The 19,216-nt window shown below is 55.0% G+C and carries 14 protein-coding genes and 1 pseudogene; 5 read left to right on the top strand and 10 right to left on the bottom strand.

What is annotated here, in order from left to right; translation table 11 throughout:
- Nucleotides 1–10 precede the first annotated feature (10 nt).
- The 10 genes and pseudogenes from GRI65_RS10340 to GRI65_RS10295 form a co-directional block, all read right to left on the bottom strand.
- Complete coding sequence (locus GRI65_RS10340; RefSeq protein ID WP_232844036.1) at nucleotides 11–640, bottom strand: hypothetical protein; 630 nt, start codon at nucleotides 638–640, stop codon at nucleotides 11–13.
- Between the two features lie 89 nt (nucleotides 641–729).
- Complete coding sequence (locus GRI65_RS10335; protein WP_202391245.1) at nucleotides 730–3,735, bottom strand: HsdM family class I SAM-dependent methyltransferase; 3,006 nt, start codon at nucleotides 3,733–3,735, stop codon at nucleotides 730–732.
- Complete coding sequence (locus GRI65_RS10330) at nucleotides 3,732–4,064, bottom strand: regulatory phage cox family protein (protein ID WP_232844035.1); 333 nt, start codon at nucleotides 4,062–4,064, stop codon at nucleotides 3,732–3,734. The genes GRI65_RS10335 and GRI65_RS10330 overlap by 4 nt, the downstream gene beginning before the upstream one ends.
- Before the next feature lie 259 nt (nucleotides 4,065–4,323).
- Nucleotides 4,324–5,685 carry a hypothetical protein gene (locus GRI65_RS10325; RefSeq protein ID WP_160756402.1) on the bottom strand — a complete coding sequence of 454 codons (1,362 nt, stop codon included), beginning with the start codon at nucleotides 5,683–5,685 and terminating at the stop codon, nucleotides 4,324–4,326.
- 16 nt (nucleotides 5,686–5,701) lie between these two features.
- Nucleotides 5,702–6,784, bottom strand: coding sequence for a hypothetical protein (locus tag GRI65_RS10320; protein ID WP_160756401.1), 1,083 nt, complete (start codon nucleotides 6,782–6,784; stop codon nucleotides 5,702–5,704).
- Nucleotides 6,785–6,797: 13 nt separating this feature from the next.
- Nucleotides 6,798–7,139, bottom strand: a complete 342-nt coding sequence (locus GRI65_RS10315; RefSeq protein WP_160756400.1) for a hypothetical protein — start codon at nucleotides 7,137–7,139, stop codon at nucleotides 6,798–6,800.
- A 1,068-nt stretch (nucleotides 7,140–8,207) separates the two neighbouring features.
- Nucleotides 8,208–8,567: a hypothetical protein gene (locus GRI65_RS10310; protein WP_160756399.1), complete on the bottom strand. Its 360-nt coding sequence runs from the start codon at nucleotides 8,565–8,567 to the stop codon at nucleotides 8,208–8,210.
- A gap of 162 nt (nucleotides 8,568–8,729) precedes the next feature.
- Complete coding sequence (locus tag GRI65_RS10305; protein ID WP_160756398.1) at nucleotides 8,730–9,071, bottom strand: hypothetical protein; 342 nt, start codon at nucleotides 9,069–9,071, stop codon at nucleotides 8,730–8,732.
- A gap of 67 nt (nucleotides 9,072–9,138) precedes the next feature.
- Nucleotides 9,139–9,657, bottom strand: coding sequence for a hypothetical protein (locus GRI65_RS10300; RefSeq protein WP_160756397.1), 519 nt, complete (start codon nucleotides 9,655–9,657; stop codon nucleotides 9,139–9,141).
- Nucleotides 9,658–9,823: 166 nt separating this feature from the next.
- A pseudogene (locus tag GRI65_RS10295) lies at nucleotides 9,824–10,521 on the bottom strand (transposase); the annotation flags it as partial.
- 219 nt (nucleotides 10,522–10,740) lie between these two features.
- Here GRI65_RS10295 and GRI65_RS10290 point away from each other — a divergent pair.
- The 5 genes from GRI65_RS10290 (at nucleotide 10,741) to GRI65_RS10270 (ending at nucleotide 18,849) form a co-directional block, all read left to right on the top strand.
- Complete coding sequence (locus tag GRI65_RS10290) at nucleotides 10,741–12,327, top strand: class I SAM-dependent DNA methyltransferase (protein WP_160756396.1); 1,587 nt, start codon at nucleotides 10,741–10,743, stop codon at nucleotides 12,325–12,327.
- An 86-nt stretch (nucleotides 12,328–12,413) separates the two neighbouring features.
- Nucleotides 12,414–13,691, top strand: a complete 1,278-nt coding sequence (locus GRI65_RS10285) for a restriction endonuclease subunit S (protein ID WP_232844096.1) — start codon at nucleotides 12,414–12,416, stop codon at nucleotides 13,689–13,691.
- Nucleotides 13,692–14,711, top strand: a complete 1,020-nt coding sequence (locus GRI65_RS10280) for an SIR2 family NAD-dependent protein deacylase (protein ID WP_160756395.1) — start codon at nucleotides 13,692–13,694, stop codon at nucleotides 14,709–14,711.
- A complete protein-coding gene (locus GRI65_RS10275; RefSeq protein ID WP_160756394.1) occupies nucleotides 14,708–17,845 on the top strand; it encodes a type I restriction endonuclease subunit R in 3,138 nt (1,045 codons plus the stop codon). Before GRI65_RS10280 ends, GRI65_RS10275 begins: the two co-directional genes overlap by 4 nt.
- Nucleotides 17,842–18,849 (top strand): restriction endonuclease, encoded by a 1,008-nt coding sequence (locus GRI65_RS10270; protein WP_160756393.1) that lies wholly within the window; start codon nucleotides 17,842–17,844, stop codon nucleotides 18,847–18,849. Before GRI65_RS10275 ends, GRI65_RS10270 begins: the two co-directional genes overlap by 4 nt.
- Nucleotides 18,850–19,216 lie beyond the last annotated feature (367 nt).

Below are 19,216 nucleotides of genomic sequence, written 5' to 3'. Positions count from 1 at the left end.
CCTGCGGCGTTCAATTTGCTTGGAGCCAGACATGCCATAGGTCGATGGAACCAGGAACGTTATCTGGCGGTGACAAATGGCTAAAGGTGAAATTGCGTCCATGTTGCGAACGGCTCGAATCGCCCCCCATGCCGACTGCGATCGGCCCGACCTCGACATTGTAGGTCGCAGCATGGCTCGACTGTCCGAAATAAGGTGCGAGCTTGGCGGGAATGGTTGAACCATCGCGAACATATCCCAGCATGAACGCTTCGCGTCCTCCCCAGCCGTATTCCCCCACGAGGAATCGGCGTACGCCTTGCGAGCAATATAAGGTCTCGGTTTTGCCGCTCGACGTATCCAGCAGCTTGGCTTCCGCCGTAAGGGGAAATCGTGCCGATCGGTCCGTGAGCCAGATCGAGAGGTCCGGCTGCTTTTCCAGATGCGCGCCGTCGTAACTGATGCATTCATCGCTTCGTCCGACGCACCGAACCAAGCTGCGCCAAAGTCCAGACTCCTCGGTGTTGTCGTCGGCCATCGCATTGAGCCGGCTGACGAGGAGCGCGGTGACCTCGGGCTCGCTGCCGGTAGCGAGCGTTTGGGGCCATTCAATGCGGATCGCTGAAAATGCGGCAGCGATGGCTTCGGCGAGCACCATCATTATTGGCCCACCTATTGCAGGCAACGGCAAGTCCAGGCCACGCGTCAATTCGCCGACTTGGTCAGGGCGTGGCGTTGAGGCAGGCCCGCTCATTCGGCGCCTTTTCCCGTGAGGAATTCAAGTTCGTTCCAGACGATATGCTGGGCCAGAAGTCGAGCTTGGGTCGCAGTCCAATAGCGTTGTTGGGCAAGCCGGGCGACGAACAGCGTGTTCGGAGTGGCGTGCACCACCATTTCGGTAGCTGCGCTCGCGTCGGCCAGAAGGATCAATCCGTCCCAATGTTTTCGGACGTCGACATCGCAAGCGCCGCCGTTTCGTTCAATTATTATTCCACACCAAGGTGAAAGCGGGCGGGCCTTTATGGGTTTTGCTTTGACGACTGTGCCAAACCGCTTTGCCCATGGCGAAAGTTCGCGTTCGACCTGCGTGCAAAAGCCTTCCAAATCCCGTGGGGGCGCTTGCGCTGCTTTTTTTGCAGAACTGAATGGCGCATTATAGGTGAGCGTATCGGCGATAACCTGAAGATCGGACGCGCCCAAGCCATAGAGGTTTGCCGCCCATTGATCCACATCTGACCAGGAAGCGTCGCCCCGAACGAGGGCGTCGAACAGCGAAGAGACTTCCGTGGACTGGAGTTTGCTGAACAACCGCAAGTCGGGTAAAGGCAAGCGGTTGAGCGCGGCCTTTTCGACGACGTCGCGCTCGAACCCGAATTTGCCACTCGTGACGAGGGCAAACCACAGAGCGAAGCGGCTACCGAGCAAAAGAGCGAGAAATCGCACCAGTGTTTGGTCCGAGCCAAGTGCACCCGTGCTGAAGCCATAAAAGCTCTCATTATACGCAACTGTTTCGGCCGCCACGCCAACACGTAGTCTCACTCTGCCTGCGGGCGGCGACTGATGCACCAGCACCAGTGGCCCTGCGAAGATTGCTTGATCCCGCGGGTCGTGGATGCGGCGGTGCTGGAAAGCAAAAAGCCGTCCCGTATCAACCAGGATGTCATCGAGGCTCTTGGCCATGATATCGGGGAGACCGTGCAGATAGTCAGCCGGAACCCCCGGCTTGCCATCCCCGTTCTTGCGCGTGCGACTGCTTTTTTTAAGCGTTTGATATCCGTTGCCTGATCCGGTCAAATAGCCCTTGGGCGAGCCGCCGACGACCTCGCTCCAATATTCCGCAAGTGTAGGGAAGCCCTTGGAGCGGATGCGCTCCACCAAGGACAGGTCTGCCTTGGTTCCACGGAATAAAATCTTCAACAACTCGGGCGTACGCGCCAGATCTTCGGTCGCGATGATTTCGGCGGCATGGGCGTCAATCCGCATGCTGCCAGCCGAGTTTAGCGAAGCTTCTAGACGCGGGCTGATCAATCGGAACCCCGCATCGGGACCGGGAATACGGTTGGTGGCAATCAGCAAGCAGAAGGGAGCATCTATTTCGGGCCAGACCTTCGACTGGCGTAGCTCTGAGCCATTGATGACGGACGTAACATCGAGGGCACGGAAGAGTGCGAGTCTGGCGTCGGCCATGCCATCGCCCTGCTGAAAAAGCAGCCGGGCATGAAGCGCGAAGGCGATCTGGCCGCCCGGCTTGGCCCAGTCCATCGCCCGCCACAAAAAGGGTAGGTCAAGAACTTCATTGGGAAGCAGCGGCGCGATGTCTTTGCCGGCCCTGCGCGACGCGATACGCGCAACCTCGTGACGTACCAGCAACCAATCTGGAAGTTTGGTGCCGCTGGCCCAGGGCGGGTTCCCGACAACAATGTCGTAGCGACCACTGTGCTCCGGCCCAACCTCGGGACCGAGGCTGCCGAGGTGATGGCCTTTTTTGCCAACCACTCCGAGGCGATGCAGCACCACGTCTCGCAGATCATCGAAGCGCAGCTTATCGACCGGCTGAGGTTCGGGATCGAGTTCAATGGACAAAAGGTAGAGGCCTAGCGCCGCGAAGCGCAGTGCTGCCTCATTGATATCGAACCCAGTGATCTGATTGTAGAGAATCTCGCGCAGTTTTGCGGTGTCGGGACGCTTTCCGGAGACGCGCCAGCGGGCGGCGACCAACTCGCGAAATGCGGTTAGCAGGAAAACGCCGGCGCCAGCCGCCGGGTCGAGTATGCGCGCTTCCGCGCTGCCACCGCCCCGATCTAACGCCCGAAACGATGCGCGTACCAGAAGATCGGCGATCGGGCGGGGCGTATAAAACCCACCCTCGCGCCGCTGGCGAGAAGATTGATGGCTGCGCAGGTACAGCTCGTAAGCTTGGCTCAGCACGCCGACGGGAATATGAGCGAAGTCTAGGCGATCCCACCTTTCCTGCCAGTCGAGTTGAAGTTGGCCACCGGGAGCCCGGCGCATAATATCGCCGAGCACACGATAGGCGCTTTCGTTCAGCCTTTCGAATAAGCCTTCGCTGAGCGGCAGCAAGTCGCCGTTGAATATCTGATCCAGCCATGCCGAAGTTGCTTCTGCGCGCGTCGCGTCATCGAAGAGACTGTGGGAAGCTGGCAACGATCCGATATCGTCTGGCAGCAGATTGCGATCGCCAAGAAACCGCGTAAACAGCGCGCGGCCCACTAGCGAGATCGCATCTTCATCATCGACATCGGCATCTGCAATCAGGTCCTTGATTGCCTGCGTTAAGAGTTTCAAGACGACGTCGGAAATCCAGTTTTGCCGCGTGCGCGCCGCCTTGGGCCGGACGTTAGCGAGACGCGGCAAAAGATCGATGTCAGCAATTGTATCCAGACCCTCACGAACCCGAACCTGGCTCGGCCGCTTATTGTCGAGGGCAATGAGATAGACATCCAACCGGCCCGGCGCGACGACCCCAAGATAGGGCGCATCTCCGCGCATCGCGAGCAGGCGCCGCAAGCTTTGCAATTGCTCGTCGCTCGCTACCAGATCGGCTTCGACAAGAAAGATTAGTGGCGCTTCCTGCCACTCATATATTGCGCCGACTACCCCCAACGTATCGCTGCCGCGGCGCCGGGCATTTACCAAGGTTGCATAAGGCAATAGGTCTGGCGTGTCGGCATCGAGCAAATGCAGACTGGCAACGTCGCCGCCGTAGCGCGCCATTGTGGTGCGCCAGTCGATCAAGACGGCAGGTCCAGGCTGGCCTGGCGATCGCCGCCAAAATGCCCTCTTCGGGCGCCCCCGCGCGGCTTCTTCGGTGCCAACGGAACTTTGGCCATAGCATTCCGATAGTCTAGGCGATGCACGGCAAGTTCGGCAACGAGCACCGCTATAAATGCCAAGTGAACCGGGAGCTCGCCCTGACGCGCATAGTTAGTGATCGAGTTTGGGTTCATTCCGACCAAGTCAGCAAAGCCGCGCACTGTGAGGCCGGCACGCGTCAATTCGGTCAGAAAATCCGCATACGGCATCGCCCAGCAGTGCCCCACATTGTTTAATGTGACATAGCACATAGATTAATGTGGGCAACTTATTTCGAGAGTTCCAGAACGGATCCACGGGCGGGTCGAGGCAGCGATCACAATAGCTGTCACGGAGAACCGGCTTGGATGGCTGCTATCCAGTAGCCATGACGATGTGCGACGGGAGGGCGTAGAGAGCAAGACTTTCGCCTTCCGGAGCGATATGTCGCGACTTTTGCCATGGTGCAAGTGGATCGAAAACGTGCGCGACACCCGATTGGCGCACGATCCAGGGGAGTAGCGATCGACCTTATCGCCTAAGGGCCGCTAGGTCATCCGTCGTCGGGTTGCTATGAATCCAATCGCAACATGATCGAAGGCAGTGTGACGCAATGCTCTCTGCAAGGCCGCGTGAATCCACCCAATCGTACCCGAGCAAGCTGTTAGTGCCGTGAATAGTCAAACTTCGGGCCCTATACATTTCCCGCACAGCTTGCTTGACGGTCTTCCCGTTCTCGGTGAGCGGGTCATCCGGGTTAAAGCCAAGACGGGCTTTGATGAGGTCGCGAACGCCTGCATCTTCGTTTCCTCCCGTCAAAGCGTCGAGGCATGCGAAGTATTTGACAATCGCGATAAGCGGCGAGCGTTCACGACTGGCTTCATGGAACCACCAAAGCGCGGCGAATAGTGCGTTCATGACCGTAGGCCGGACCGGACTCTGCGACGGTTGCACGTACGCCGCTAGGGCCTGACCAACCGGCCCCCAGAGCCAATCGATGGTTTTACGCATCTCCCGCCATTCATCGGTGATGAAATGGCCCTTGATGCCCGAAGAGTCCGTGGAGGTGCGGACAAGGCCGTCGCCCGTAAAGATGATCGACTCGCGTCGATAGAGCGGCCCGTCATGCAGAAGGCCCATGCGATCCAGCGCCTTTGATGGCGTCTCCCAATGTAGCGCCAAGGTCGTAAGCGCGATCCGCGCGGCCAGCAACCCTTTCTGCTCGGCCACCTTGTGTGCCATTCCCGCTGTCACGACGACACAGACCGTATCGGTATCACCCACGGTAGCGATGGTGCCACGCTCCCACACGGTGTCGGACGTCGGCTTGCGGGGCCGGATACTACGGCCATCCCATCGCGCGCGGATACGACGGGCGCTTGTCGCGCTCAACCCGCCGCCAGCCGCCATCTCAGCGAGCCAAATGCGGCGATCAACAAACCTGACCGGGCCGATCCGAAGATCCTCCGTGCCCACGCCAGTCAGGGCCCAGCATCCTAATATCAGATCTTCGGTTGTCTGGGCCGGGCTGAGTGCCGAAGCCAACTCGTCGCAGGCCGCAGCAAAAACCTGCTCATCGATTACGAAACGTTCAAGGTCGTTGTCGACGCCCGCAAAGGCCGCACCGAAAGCGCGCCCAACGATCTTTGCCACGTCGGTTTTGCCAAACGACTTGGCGATGCGCGGGTCATTGTCGACGACGACCTTGGCGAAGGCGTCGATGTGCTTTTGCCCCGTTCGCGAAAACGGTAGCCAGCGACCGTTCCCGGCGGGCAGTTGCGGTGACGTGTCAAAGGGGCCTTCAGGTCGGAACGGCTCAGCAACTCGATCGGGTCGCTGTCCTAAGAGAAGCTCATCAATGATGAGGGAGGCAAGTTCCGCTTTAGAGGCCACCGCTTACCTCGACCCTTCAATCCGCATCCCAGCCGCCTTTACCGTCGCAAAACTCACATCCCTTGTAATAGCTGAACTCAAGATCGTAACCGAGCTGCATCTCACTGCACCATTCGCAGGACGGGATTTGCTCTGCATGGGCTAAGCAGTTCGCGCAGACGTATAGTTCGTTGTGCGGTACGACGCTGCCAGGGCTGGTGCAGAGGCCGCAATTCTTGACCGTGAGTTCGAAATACTCTTCATGTTCCGTGTCTAGAAATGCGACCAGATGCTTGCGTTCGATTTGTTGGTTACAGGTATCGCAGGCATCGCCCGCATTGTTGTAGCCGGTCAGGCGCAGCGTCCCTTGGCAATCCTCCTGCGGGCAGGGCATCGTCACAAGCGTATCTGTCAAGCCGCAGACACCACAACTCAGGTCGTCAATCACGTCATCAATGTAGACGACGCGGGCACTCGGAAAGCCGCAACTCGCGCAGCCGTGGAATGTCGCACCCTTCGCAGCCAATTCGACAAGCTGCGGTTGAAGCTTATCAAATACCACCTGAAGATATTCGCGCAGGCGGCGCATACACCATTCGACCCGCTGGATGCGTGGTCGGTATTCGACAAAATCGGATTCCCAAGTGCGGAACATGCGCAGCAAATAGTACCAGCCCAGCAACAGCTCCGCGGTCACCTTGGCTCGTGCCGTTTCCTCGGCCTCGCGTGACGTAGCCTCATGAAAGAAATGGATCATGCGGTTGCGGTGGGTGCTGATCGCTTTGAAGGCTTCCGGTGCTCCCGCTGGCAGGTGCTGATCGGCAATCTGCTCGAGCCGCTTTATAGCCTGATCCACGGTGACGGTTTTGGCGCTGCCGTTCTGAAAGGCGTGCCGGTCGGCATCCCCGCTTGTTGTGACGACTAAGGCCCAATGCTCCTTCAATAGCCGGGCTTTTAGGATCAATTCGATCGCCGTCGCAAAGTGAATCACGGCGTATTTCGGCTTCTTCTCCAGATCGGCTGCGGCTTGGTCGAGAAAGTCGAAAGCGCTATCGGCCATCTGACCGAAGATTACGCCCTCGTCGAAGGGCAAAACTTTGGCGGGCTTTTCCTTGCTCATGCGCTATCCAAGCTCAGAACGAGTCAATTAGCCAGTCCATTTTTTTGGGAGCATGATCGTTCCCCTCACGACTTCTGCCGGTGACGGTCAACACGTCATCCTTGGTCACAAGGTAGATATCGCGAGGCGCTACGGCTGCACGGATGACTTCGGCCACCACGGCAACTAGCAACCGCCCGCTCGCTGCATAGGTTACGAGGCGATCGCCGCTCGCCATGCCGAGCGCTTCACCGATGATAATTATGGCGTAGGTTGTGATCGTAATGTGCACGGGCCGCTTATCGACGGTTGCAACAAAACGCACTTGGGCTTCGTGCCGGTCAAAGTTTCCCGGGCTGACGATCCGAACGTTCACGGGGGCAATTCTGCCGAGCAAGACTATGTGCCGCAATACGCCGTATAGACGGACAGTCTATCGCAGCGCTCACAGGGCAGCTTTCGATGCCGCTTTCGATGTCCGGCGCGCTAAGCTCAGGCAGTTGATATCTGGCAAAGTCCGCTTTTACCTTCGGCAAGCTGAAAGCTGACTGTCAGCAAACGGCCTATCTCAGGACATTGATGAGCGCTTGATGGCAACGGCTGGTTTGAGGATCGTATCAAAGGGGCTGGAACGGCGGCTACCAGGGTGGACATGTGACAGACATGCTTGGTCTTGCCTATTGCTCGACTCTTTATTCGAACGTCGGCTCATGCTAGCACAACGGAAATCGTAGGGAGCATCAGTTTGAAAATTCTACTTATTATTGGAGCATTGCTTCTAGCACCGTCCGCACCGGCATCTGCTGCGGCATCCAAGACATCGGCCACGGCAAGCCCAGCCTGCACAAAGTTAGCTCAGGAGTTCGACAGCAACGAGAAGATGTTTTCGTTCAGCCATGACCTTAACGCACGGATGTTAAAAATGGAGCGAGATTCTCAAGCTCAGATGGCTCCGTATGAGCGAGAACTTGCCATTTCCGAAGCTCGGCTACGTGGGCTTGGAGGCACTCCGAACCGCAGAACCTCGTCCGGACCTTCTTCAGCCGATAAGGTAAAATTGGCGCGCGAGCGGATGGAAAGCGATGACGCCGAATACCTTGCAACCGGGGATCGAATTACAACCCTACTGATCGCAAACAAGTGCACACCTCCTGACCACGTCACTACGTGGTTTACGTATAGCAGCACAAATCCAGCCCGACCGGAGTAACCGTGGCGGTGGCAAACAAGAGTTCCAACCTAGCCAAATCCTTCTGGTTCGTTGGCGCAGCGACACTAAGCAACCGACAAATAGAGAACACTTAGGTCAATCTGTGACGGGAGTGTCCGAAAGGGCGTTCATAAGCTGCACCAGCTCATGACTGCCGGGCGGGCGCTATTCAGGATTGATACGCGCGCTCCGCCAACAGAATTGCTGCGTTTGTGCCACTGTTCTGTGGAGCGATTATCGCAACCGTGCTTCTTTGAGAACGTATGACCATGCTTCTCGAGCATTTCCGTAGGCTCGTTCCTCTTCTTTAGTGCGATAATCCAAGCCATTGCCACGCGCAGAGTGGCCTTTCTTCGAAAGCACGAATTGAACGAACTGATCTACGGAAACGTTCTTGGGATCATAATCGGGACTTCCAGCCAACGTTTCCGCTAGATGACCAATGATGTAAGCCTTCCGAAGCCCGTCGGCCCGTTGATCTATCTGATCCGACAATTGTTCCGCAACGAATCCGATGATGGCCCTGTGTGCGTCGGTGAGCTTGGCCCTCGCATTTTGGCGTTCATGCATAAGTTTTCGAAGATGCTTGTCCAATACGGCGCTCCCTACTGCAATGAAACTTTGCAATGGATCGCGCAAAAGCTTCGCGCGCCCCAACCTGCCGGAGTGAGATGATATTGAAACTTCGTCGATTGCTGATCCTCGCTACCCCATCTCCAACTCAACACGAGACCAGCCCAAATTGAATGCTCCAAATTAAGCGCAGGCTTGAACCGCGGCCCGATATTTATCGTCGACGCTACCCCACAGCTTCTTTGCCATAAAGAGAGAAACTAAAGATCGATCAATTACATCGACTACGATCTCTGGAGGGGCTCCAACTATGATCGTCGCACCAGTTTCCGTGCGCATCACGTTTGGAGAACCATAGATGTCTACAAACTTCAGAGACATGCACCGAGTGAGCTCTTCCGCAGATTTTGACGTTGCGACCTGGACAACCGGATCGTTGTTCCTGATGCCGGCTGCGCTCCCTGCGGGCGCAGTAGCGCAGCTGGGGGCGAGGAAAGCGGCAAAGGCAATGATCATACGCTTCAACGTTACAACTCCAATAAAATTTAGAAGACCCGTCGCGGCTTGGGCGGGCAATAGCCCAAATAGATTCTCAAAGTGCGATCTCGCTTGCTGATGCAGTATAGGCAAGTTCCCACGACGACTGCCCGAGGCCCGCTCCGCCGAACGCGCCATTGGTGAACTGTTTGAACCGCATGGTGATGCCATCCTTGTTCCACACTACGATTTCACCTTCTCTGGCGAGGATAGATTGTTCGCGGGCGCGCTGAACCATAGGCTGTCCATATTTTGCTGAAAGGGCCCCGAGAACTTTATCGGAACAACGCCCCCCCAAGGAGCCTTTTCCTTTTACCTTCACAGCATCGACAGTCCCACTTTCGTGGTGGATCTCGACTTCAGCTTCGCACCCTTCCAGGATTGTGACGTCCTCAATTTCAGTCTGCTTGGCCTTATGCCATTTCACTTTGCCACCGCGTTCTGGATACGCTGCGCGAACTTCAGAAACTGTCATGCCTGCACGAACCTGATCCCAAAGGACGGGGCGCGTATCTTGTGCTGATGCGGCGACGCTAATCGTGAGCAGCGCAGTTCCTATTGCAAACCGAATCATAATATCCCCCTGATTTTCAATGAAGAACGTAAAGCAGGAAATACATTGAGAGTAGATTAAACCGGCATATGATTTCAGAGAACAGCGTGATCTATCGCCATGCTGAATGGAACCGCGTGTTATGCGCTCGCCTTGAGGTTGGCGAATTCTAACGAGCTATCACCATGAGCAGCCGGTAAACCGTCGCTTCCGACACGAAGTAGCGTTTTCTGCCGATTGGCCGTACAGGTGGTTCGCGCGGACGCAGCTCCGACTGCTCTGGCGGCAGTTCGAAGATCTGATCATGGATGTGCGCCGGGATACGAGTCCACACCCTGTTTGGCGCAGATGGCCGACCCTCCAGCGCTACAAGCCCGCCTGCGAGATACCGATCATACCAATGGTAGAGGGTCGGGCAAACGATGCTGAGCTAGGACAGTGTTTGCTTGGAGGGCAGATGCGCTAGCTCGACGATGCGGATGATCTCCAGCTTCTCGAATGCAGGATACCTCATCTTTGGTCTCCCTCATCCGCGAGCATGCTTCTTTAGAGCAGACGGTTCTCCAGCGTCAGGTCGGCCACGCATTTATTTAGATCGTGCGACTCTCGTCGCAGATCCTTGACCTCATCACTTGTCGCTGCACGGGCGGTATCCCCCGCCGGTCGGCGTTTGCCAGCCGCCATGAACTCCTTCGACCAGGTGCAATATAGGCTCTGGGCGATGCCTTCCGTGCGGCACAGCTCGGTGATGCTGTCATTGCCGCGCAGGCCCTCCAGCACGATCCTGATTCTGTCCTCTGCTGCGAAGTGGTGCCTGATAGCTCGGCGGATGTCTTTTGCTACTCGCTTAGCACTCGCTTTGAGTTCCGAGGTTTTGGATCTCATCTTCGCTAATTCGTCACTACGACGAGACCCAAATCCTCCTTAAATCACAACATCAATTTTGTGCCATAGGTGCTGACGGGGAACATGCTTAGTTCAGGTTCGAATATCAACTGACATAAACCTGCGTTGGGTCATGCAACTCATTTCAAAGTAGGAGCAATCGGCGTTGCAGCGCTGCCTCCTTTCCCGCTAGAGCTATGTTAAAGGGGAAGTGATTCAATGGCATCTCAGGGAAATAGTGGCAGTGACCTTGAGTTTGAGGCAGAGCTATTCAAGGCGGCAGACAAGCTTCGTGGCAACCTTGAACCCTCAGAGTATAAACATGTCGCGCTGGGTCTAATATTTCTCAAATATATCTCGGAGGCATTTGAGCTTCATCGCAAGAAGCTTCTGCAAGAGGAGTATGCCGACCCGGAGGACGCAGAAGAATATCTGGCCGCTAATGTGTTTTGGGTTCCGCCTGAGGCGCGGTGGGATAATTTGCAGGCCAATGCCAAACGCCCGAAGATCACCTTTGTTGACGTAAATACTGGAAAGGAGCGCGAAGGCGATATCGGCAGCCTAATCGACAATGCAATGGATTCGATTGAGCGGGCCAACGCGTCAGTTTTGAAGGACGTCCTGCCAAAGGAATATGGCCGCCCGCAACTCGACAAGACAATGCTCGGTGAATTGATTGACCTTTTCTCGACAGTGGGGATGCACGGCGCAGGCAAAAACTCCCGCGACTTGCTGGGCCGAGCCTATGAATATTTCATCAGCCAGTTTGCAGGAGCTGAAGGGCGGCGCGGCGGTGAGTTCTTTACGCCTAGATCGGTCGTTCAAACCATCGTTGAGATGCTGGAGCCGCATAATGGTCGAGTTTACGATCCGTGCTGTGGGTCCGGCGGCATGTTTGTGCAGTCCGAACGCTTCATTGAAAGCCATCAAGGACGCCGCAGCGATATTGCCATTTACGGGCAGGAGCGCAATCACACGACTTGGAAGCTCTGCAAGATGAACCTAGCGGTGCGGGGCATTGATGCAGATATCAAGTGGAACAATGAAGGCTCGTTCCTCAACGATGCATTCCCCCAACTCAAATTCGATTATGCGATGGCCAACCCCCCGTTCAATATCTCGGAATGGTGGCAACCGCAGTTGGAAGGCGATGTCCGCTGGCAATTTGGCCAGCCGCCGGCTGGCAACGCCAACTTCGCGTGGTTGCAGCATATCATCCATCATCTTGCTCCACGCGGCACTGCTGGCGTGGTGCTGGCCAATGGCTCTATGTCGTCGCAGCAATCGGGCGAGAGCGACATCCGTAAAGACATGATCGAAAAGGACGTGGTAGATTGCATGGTCGCTCTGCCGGGCCAACTATTCTACTCTACGCAGATTCCTGCCTGCCTGTGGTTCTTGGCACGCGACAAGAGCGCCAATGGCCACCGTCACCGCAAGGGGGAATTCCTTTTCATCGACGCCCGAAACCTAGGCTACATGGTGGACCGTACAAGGCGAGAGTTTTCTGAAGACGACATTGCCAAGATCACCGACGCATATCACCGCTGGCGGGCGAAGCCGGAGGCTGGCCTTGGCGATTATCAGGACGTTCCGGGATTTTGTCGGTCAGCGACGCTGGAAGAAGTTCGCAAGCATGGCCATGTCCTGACACCGGGGCGCTACATCGAGGGTATCGAGGCGGAAGATGATGGCATATTGTTTGCTGATCGGCTTGCGGGACTTGTTGAACGCCTTGAATCGCATTTTGCAGAAAGTGCCGCGCTACAGAACAAGATTTCTGAAACATTGGCGAAGATTGCTTGATGCCAGTGCACACACTCTCACAATTGCTAAGCTTTACACGCGATGGGGAATGGGGTTTGGGCGAACCTAGTCCCGGTTTCGTGCCTATGCAGGTAATTCGAGGAACAGATTTTGAGCGAGTTCGATATGGTGATTTATCGACGTTGCCAATTCGATACATACGGGAGGATATAGCCGGACGCAAAGCGCTACAGCTCAATGATCTATTGATCGAAACGGCGGGCGGCACAAAAGATCAGCCAACTGGCCGAACTGTTTTTATAAACGAGCGGGTTATTCGACAAGCAAGGTTACCCCTCATCTGTGCAAGCTTTGCGCGATTTCTTAGGCCTGACCTATCTGCTGTTGATCCTGCTTATTTGTTTTGGAAACTACAAGCCGAATACCATTCAGGCGCGTTGCGCCCGTTCCATATCCAGCACACCGGCGTTGCCCGTTTCCAATACACACTGTTTGCTACAACCCATTCGTTTGAGTTCCCCGAGAATCTTAGAAAACAGCGCGAAACAGCAGAAATTCTATCTGACCTGGATGATCAAATTGAACTCAACCGGCGGATCAATGAGACGTTGGAGGGGATGGCGCTGGCAATTTTTCAAGATTGGTTTGTAGATTTTGGTCCAGTGCGCCGAGCTCAAGCGGGCACAACCGATCCAACCGCAGTTATGGCCGGGCTGACCCCGGACCGCCAACGCGCCGCCGGACTTGCAGCTCTCTTTCCTATGTCTTTCGGTAGTGATGGCTTGCCGGTGGGGTGGCTTGAAACCGAAATTGGCGATTTGATAAAAGCAGTGGGAGGCACAACACCCAGCACGCGTGATGACAGCCTTTGGTCCCCCGGACTGCATCATTGGGCAACCCCCAAGGACTTGTCGGGTATGAATGACCTCGCGCTCTTTGATACATCACGGCAGATTAGCGACGCCGGCCTTGCCAAGATCACTTCGGGGCTACTTCCCGTGGGTGCGGTGCTGCTCTCCTCCCGCGCCCCTATTGGCTATCTGGCGATTGCCCAAGTTCCGGTCGCGATCAATCAGGGCTTTATCGGCCTATTGCCTAATAAGGAGTTTGGGAGCGCCTATCTGTATTGTTGGTGCAAAGCTAACATGAACAAGATAACTGCCAATGCCAACGGCTCCACCTTTCAGGAAATTAGCAAAAAGAACTTTCGTCCGATCACATCGGCAGTTCCTTCCAGTGCCAAGCTTATCTCCGCATTTGGCGAAATTGCCGAGCCATTATTCGCAAGGATCGTGAGTGCCGCACAAGAAAATCGAACCCTTGCCGAAACCCGCGCCTATTTATTGCCACGCCTAATGTCTGGCGAGGTGCAGGTCAGCCCTCCTCAGGTGGGGGGGGCTTGAATGGAAGAGTATTTCAGGCAGCGGTTTATTGATGAACTGAACGAAGAAGGCGATATTGAGATTCGCACGAAGGTTTGGTCTCGTGCCGAAGTCTTGGCCAAAATGGATCAAGACATTTTTAACGGCTTGCTGGTTGATTGGGTCGCTGCTGAACGCGCGAACGCCTGCGATCAAGTAATGGAATTTTTAGACGAAAACGGCTGTCGCGATCGTTTAGAAGCACTCATCCACCGTATCAAGCAAGGTGCTGTAATTCCTTTCGTGGGCGCGGGAATGTCTTGCGCCAGTGGGCATAGGCTGTGGGGTGACTTTCTTAAGTCGCTGTTGGCGGATGCGCCGGACAGGGTGCAGGAGATTGATGCGTTTTTGGTTGCGGCCCAATACGAAGAAGCAGCTCAGGCAGTGCACGATATACTCGGTCCAGTGGTGCTAGCTGAGGAGGTATTTGCGAAACTTGGTTCCCACAAAAGGCGCGTGGACGGGCCGGTTCAGCTCTTGCCTCGCATCTTTGGGCAAGAGGTAGTTACGACGAATTTCGATTATGTGCTTACACATGCATATCACATTGCAGGTATCCCGTTCGCAAATACCTTCTCGGGGGCAGCGCTGCGAGATGCTCCTGGCAGGATTGGCAATGAACCGCATTGCTTGCTTCGTCTCCACGGTGAAGCCGATACTGCGCATGGTCGTGTCCTGACGTCACAAGAGTATTCAGCTACTTATACAGAGCAAAGGACATTGGCTGAGGTAATCAATGCGATAACAGGAACGAAGAGCCTTCTCTTTCTTGGGTGTAGTTTGACAGACGACCGCACAGTCGAGGCATTGAAACATCTTCACGCCAATGCACCAGTTGGTAGACCCCTCCATTATGCCTTTTTGCCACTCCCGGAGAATGACCGCCAGCAGCGCAGAGAGTTTCTGGCTGAGGCGGGAATACATCCAATCTATTACCCGACCGATGCTCATGACCAAATGATCGAGCAACTGCTTATCACGCTTTTGGAAGGTGTTGCATGAGCATCAACGAGGACATCGTTGAATTGGCAGCGTTGGAAACCCTGCAAGAGCTTGGCTGGTCCTATCTCCACGGCTCCGTGATCGCGCCCGATGGCGTCGCGCCAGAGCGGCGATCCTTCGGCGATGTAATTCTTATCGGGAGGTTGGAGTCGGCGATTGCCCAGCTCAACCCCGATGCTCTCGAACCGGCACGGAATGAAGGCCTGCGACGGGTGTTGTCGGGCGAGCTTCCCTCACTTGTCGAAGAAAATCGGCGCATCCATAAGTTGCTTACCGAAGGTGTCGATGTCGAATATCGAGACGAAACGGGCAAGGCTACTTCAACAAAGATTTGGCTCATCGATCTTGATCGCCCAGATGCCAATGATTGGCTCGCGGTCAATCAGTTTGCTGTTGTGGAGAACCGGGCCAATCGCCGACCGGACATTGTCTTGTTCGTCAACGGACTCCCCCTTGCAGTGTTGGAGCTGAAGAACGCAGCAGCTCAGAACGCGACGCTAACTGGTGCCTACAATCAACTGCAGACTTATTTGCACCAAATCCCCAGCCTATTCAGCACAAATGCCGTACTTGTGACATCCGATGGGATGGAAGCGCGCATTGGATCGATCACTGCTGACCAGGAACGATTCATGCCTTGGCGAACTGTCAATGGCGAAGACTTCGCCCATCGTGGTACGCCTGAACTGGAAACGCTCCTGCTTGGGGTCTTTGCCAAAGAGAATCTACTCGCACTGATCCGCGATTTCATCGTCTTTGGCGACAAGGGCGATGGCCCGTTCAAGATTGTTGCGGGGTATCACCAGTTCCACGGGGCAAAGAAGGCCTTGAGAGAAGCGATAGATGCTACGCGGCCAGAAGGTGACCGCAAGATCGGAGTGATCTGGCATACCCAAGGTTCAGGTAAGAGCCTCCTTATGGCGTTCTTCGCGGGCCTTGCGGTCAAATCGCAAGTGATGGAGAACCCCACCATAGTGGTTCTAACTGACCGGAATGACCTAGACGATCAACTCTTCGAAACCTTCGGTCTGTGTCGTGACCTTATCCGTCAGAACCCAGAACAGGCGGATAGCCGTTACGTCCTTAAGCAGCTTCTCGACAAGGCAGCGGGCGGTGTCGTGTTCACCACAGTGCAGAAGTTCTCGCCCGAACGCGGCGAGGAAAGCTTTCCGCTTTTATCTGATCGCCGCAACATCATCGTCATCGCTGACGAAGCTCACAGAAGTCAATATGGCTTTGAGTCTAAGTTAAACCGGGAAACCGGAATTCGGCGTTACGGCTATGCCCACTACATTCGTCAGGCCATGCCCAACGCATCTTTTATTGGCTTCACCGGAACACCCATTGAAGCAGCGGACATCAACACTCCGGCTATTTTTGGCGAATACATAGACGTTTACGACATCAGTCGCGCGGTGGAAGATGGTGCGACGGTGCCGATCTACTATGAAAGCCGTCTGGCACGTATCGAACTTAATGAGGACGAAAAACCACTGATCGATGCGGAGATTGAGGCGTTGATCGAAGATGAGTCTTTGACCGAAGCCGAAAAGATGAAGGCCAAATGGTCCGCCGTTGAAGCACTTGTCGGCTCTGACAAGCGGTTGGAACAGGTCGCGGCAGATATGGTGACGCATCTCGAAGCTCGTTTCGAAGCTTTGAACGGCAAGGCGATGGCCGTGTGCATGAGCCGCCGCATATGTGTTGCGCTCTATAACAAGATCATTGAGCTGCGCCCGGATTGGCATTCTGCAGAAGACAGTGAAGGCTTGGTCAAGATTGTGATGACCGGCGCGGCTTCTGATCCACTGGATTGGCAACAACACATTGGTGCAAAGAAGCGACGCGACGATCTTGCCAAGCGAGCGCGAAATCCTGACGATCCTCTGCGCCTAGTTATCGTTTGCGACATGTGGCTAACGGGCTTCGACGCGCCTTGCATGAATACCATGTATATTGACAAACCTATGCGTGGACACGGTCTAATGCAGGCAATTGCACGCGTGAACCGCGTGTTCAAGGACAAGCCCGGAGGGTTGGTCGTTGATTATATTGGCATTGCGCAGAACCTACGAAGCGCTCTTGGCCAATACACTGAATCGGACCGCGATAAGACAGGTATCGACGAAGCCGCAGCGGTTGCAGTGATGATGGAACGCTATGAGTCTATCCGCGATCTGCTCCACGGTTTTGACTACCGCCCAGGAGTGGATGGTCAGCCACGTGAACGCCTAATTTGCCTAGGCGGTGCAATCGACTGGGTGTTAAAATGGCAGGAATCCGAAGCTGCAAAGCAAAAGAATGAAGAAGACAAAAAGCGGGCCCACCGTCGCTATCTCGACATGGTGCTACAGCTCTCAAAAGCCTACGCGCTTGCCTCTGCGAGTGATGAGGCACGAGCCATACGAGATGAGGTCGGTTTCTTTCAGGCTATCCGAGCCTCGCTAGCCAAGAACACTGCGACGGGAAAAATCAGCGAAAAGGATCGCTCCTTCGCTGTGCAACAGCTTATCGATCGGGCGGTCGCCTCATCTGAAATAATCGACATCCTCAAGGTCGCTGGCATCCAATCGCCCGATATTTCGATCCTGTCTGACGAGTTCCTTATGGAGATCGAAAAGATGGATAAGAAAAATCTCGCACTCGAAGCTCTGAAGAAATTGCTCAATGGCGAGATTGTGAGCCGTTCGAAGACAAATTTGGTCGAAAGCCGTGCGTTTTCAAATCGGCTGGAAGAGGCGGTCGCGCGCTATCACGCAGGTGCAATTTCTGCTGTTGAGATGATCCAAGAACTTATTTCGCTCGCCAAGGACATGCAGGCGGCACGCGCGCGGGGTGAGGTTCGAGGATTAAGCCAGGAAGAAATTGCATTCTATGATGCCCTTGCCGAGAACGAAAGCGCGGTCGAGGCAATGGGAGACGAAAAATTACGCGTGATCGCACACGAATTATTGGAGCAATTGAATAGCAACGTCACCGTAGATTGGCATCAGCGAGAAAGCGCTCGCGCTCGAATGCGTGTATTGGTGAAGCGTATACTTAAGAAGTATGGATATCCACCTGACCTAGCTGATGAGGCCGTTCAGACCGTTTTGGCCCAAGCCGAAATTCTTCTTCGAGAGATCAGAAAATGAGAGATACCACGATTTGGGGCGTCCATATGGCGCGCGATCACGATTTGCGGCCAATAGAAAATGGCTACATCGCGATTGGCTGGCACAAAGTTGGCGATCTATCGTCGATCGCGCCTAACAGGGATGCATTCAAAGCCAAAGTTGCCGAGGCCTATCCAGAGAAAAAGCCGGGTGCAATCCCGGTTAACGCGGGTGTCATCTATCGGTTTGCGCTTGAAATGAAGGTAGGCGATATCGTCATATTTCCTTCTAAGCCAAATCGGATGGTCAATATCGGGATCATCGAGGGCGATTATCAATATGTTCCCGACGCCCCAGTAAGATGCCCAAACCGCCGCGCCGTAAAATGGATCGCGTCGGTTCCTCGTGCCTCTTTTTCTCAAAGCGCGCTCAATGAGATTGGATCAGCCGTCACGCTGTTCCAAGTGACTACGCATGCGGACGAATTTCTCGCAGCAATGGAGGGGGATGCGTTCGAGGCCCAAGATATCGACGAGGAAGTCAGTGCCGAGCAAGTATCGCTGCAGGTGGAAGAGTCGACCGAAGATTTCATTATCAAGCGTCTAAAAGCTAATCAGACGCCATATCAGTTCGAGCATTTCGTCGCACATCTGTTGAAATGCATGGGCTATCACAGCCGCGTCACACAAGCTTCCGGTGACGGGGGGATCGACATTATCGCTCACCGTGACGAACTCGGCTTCGAGCCGCCTATTATCAAGGTACAGTGCAAACAAATTCTAACAACAATTGGCAGGCCTGAAGTGCAGCAACTTCATGGCGCGATCGAAAATGGTGAACACGGATTGTTCGTTACGTTGGGGAGCTTTTCGCCTGATGCTCGCACCTTTGAACGCACCAAACCGAATCTGCGCCTTATCGATGGACCGATACTGATCGAGTTGATCTATTCACATTACCATCAGTTCGAGCCGCGCTATCAAATGCTTTTGCCTTTGAAGCGGACATACATACCGGGGCCTGCGATTGGCGGCCATGACTAGAGCTAATCGGGTCAAACGGAAGCCCTACAGATCGAGATGTAGCACCTGATGCTTCTGACGGGGAAAGGCGCGATTCGGCCTAACAGAGCTCAAACCCCATGCACCGGTAGGGTCATGGGGCCCAGATCGGGGCTCCATTTAAAAGCAGCGTAAGATAAACAAGCAATATCAGTAAATTAAAGCTCGAGAGCGAGTACTTTTCTGCTGAGTGAACCTTCAAGGTCCTGCACCGGGGCCTTCGCGGGCTAGGTCTTGCGAAGATACATCGAGTTTCAGAGGCCTAGCTTGGCAAATCGAAGACGGTAGTAGGACCGCCACCGTTGTCTGCAATTGGGCCGATAGCCGACAGTTCGGAGTTGATAGCTGG

The sequence above is a fragment of the Allopontixanthobacter sediminis genome, assembly GCF_009828115.1.
In the GTDB taxonomy this organism is placed as follows: Bacteria; Pseudomonadota; Alphaproteobacteria; order Sphingomonadales; family Sphingomonadaceae; genus Allopontixanthobacter; species Allopontixanthobacter sediminis.
The sequence above is the reverse complement of the archived record's forward strand: the minus strand, read 5'-3'. Positions and strand labels throughout refer to the sequence as shown.

Excerpts from the sequence above, each read along its gene's own strand:
- GRI65_RS10330 (WP_232844035.1), bottom strand. The coding sequence starts at position 4,064 with ATGTGCTATGTCACATTAAACAATGTGGGGCACTGCTGGGCGATGCCG.
- GRI65_RS10285 (WP_232844096.1), top strand. The coding sequence starts at position 12,414 with ATGCAGGTAATTCGAGGAACAGATTTTGAGCGAGTTCGATATGGTGAT.
- GRI65_RS10270 (WP_160756393.1), top strand. The coding sequence starts at position 17,842 with ATGAGAGATACCACGATTTGGGGCGTCCATATGGCGCGCGATCACGAT.
- GRI65_RS10290 (WP_160756396.1), top strand. The coding sequence starts at position 10,741 with ATGGCATCTCAGGGAAATAGTGGCAGTGACCTTGAGTTTGAGGCAGAG.
- GRI65_RS10275 (WP_160756394.1), top strand. The coding sequence starts at position 14,708 with ATGAGCATCAACGAGGACATCGTTGAATTGGCAGCGTTGGAAACCCTG.
- GRI65_RS10280 (WP_160756395.1), top strand. The coding sequence starts at position 13,692 with ATGGAAGAGTATTTCAGGCAGCGGTTTATTGATGAACTGAACGAAGAA.
- GRI65_RS10340 (WP_232844036.1), bottom strand. The coding sequence starts at position 640 with ATGATGGTGCTCGCCGAAGCCATCGCTGCCGCATTTTCAGCGATCCGC.
- GRI65_RS10300 (WP_160756397.1), bottom strand. The coding sequence starts at position 9,657 with ATGATTCGGTTTGCAATAGGAACTGCGCTGCTCACGATTAGCGTCGCC.
- GRI65_RS10320 (WP_160756401.1), bottom strand. The coding sequence starts at position 6,784 with ATGAGCAAGGAAAAGCCCGCCAAAGTTTTGCCCTTCGACGAGGGCGTA.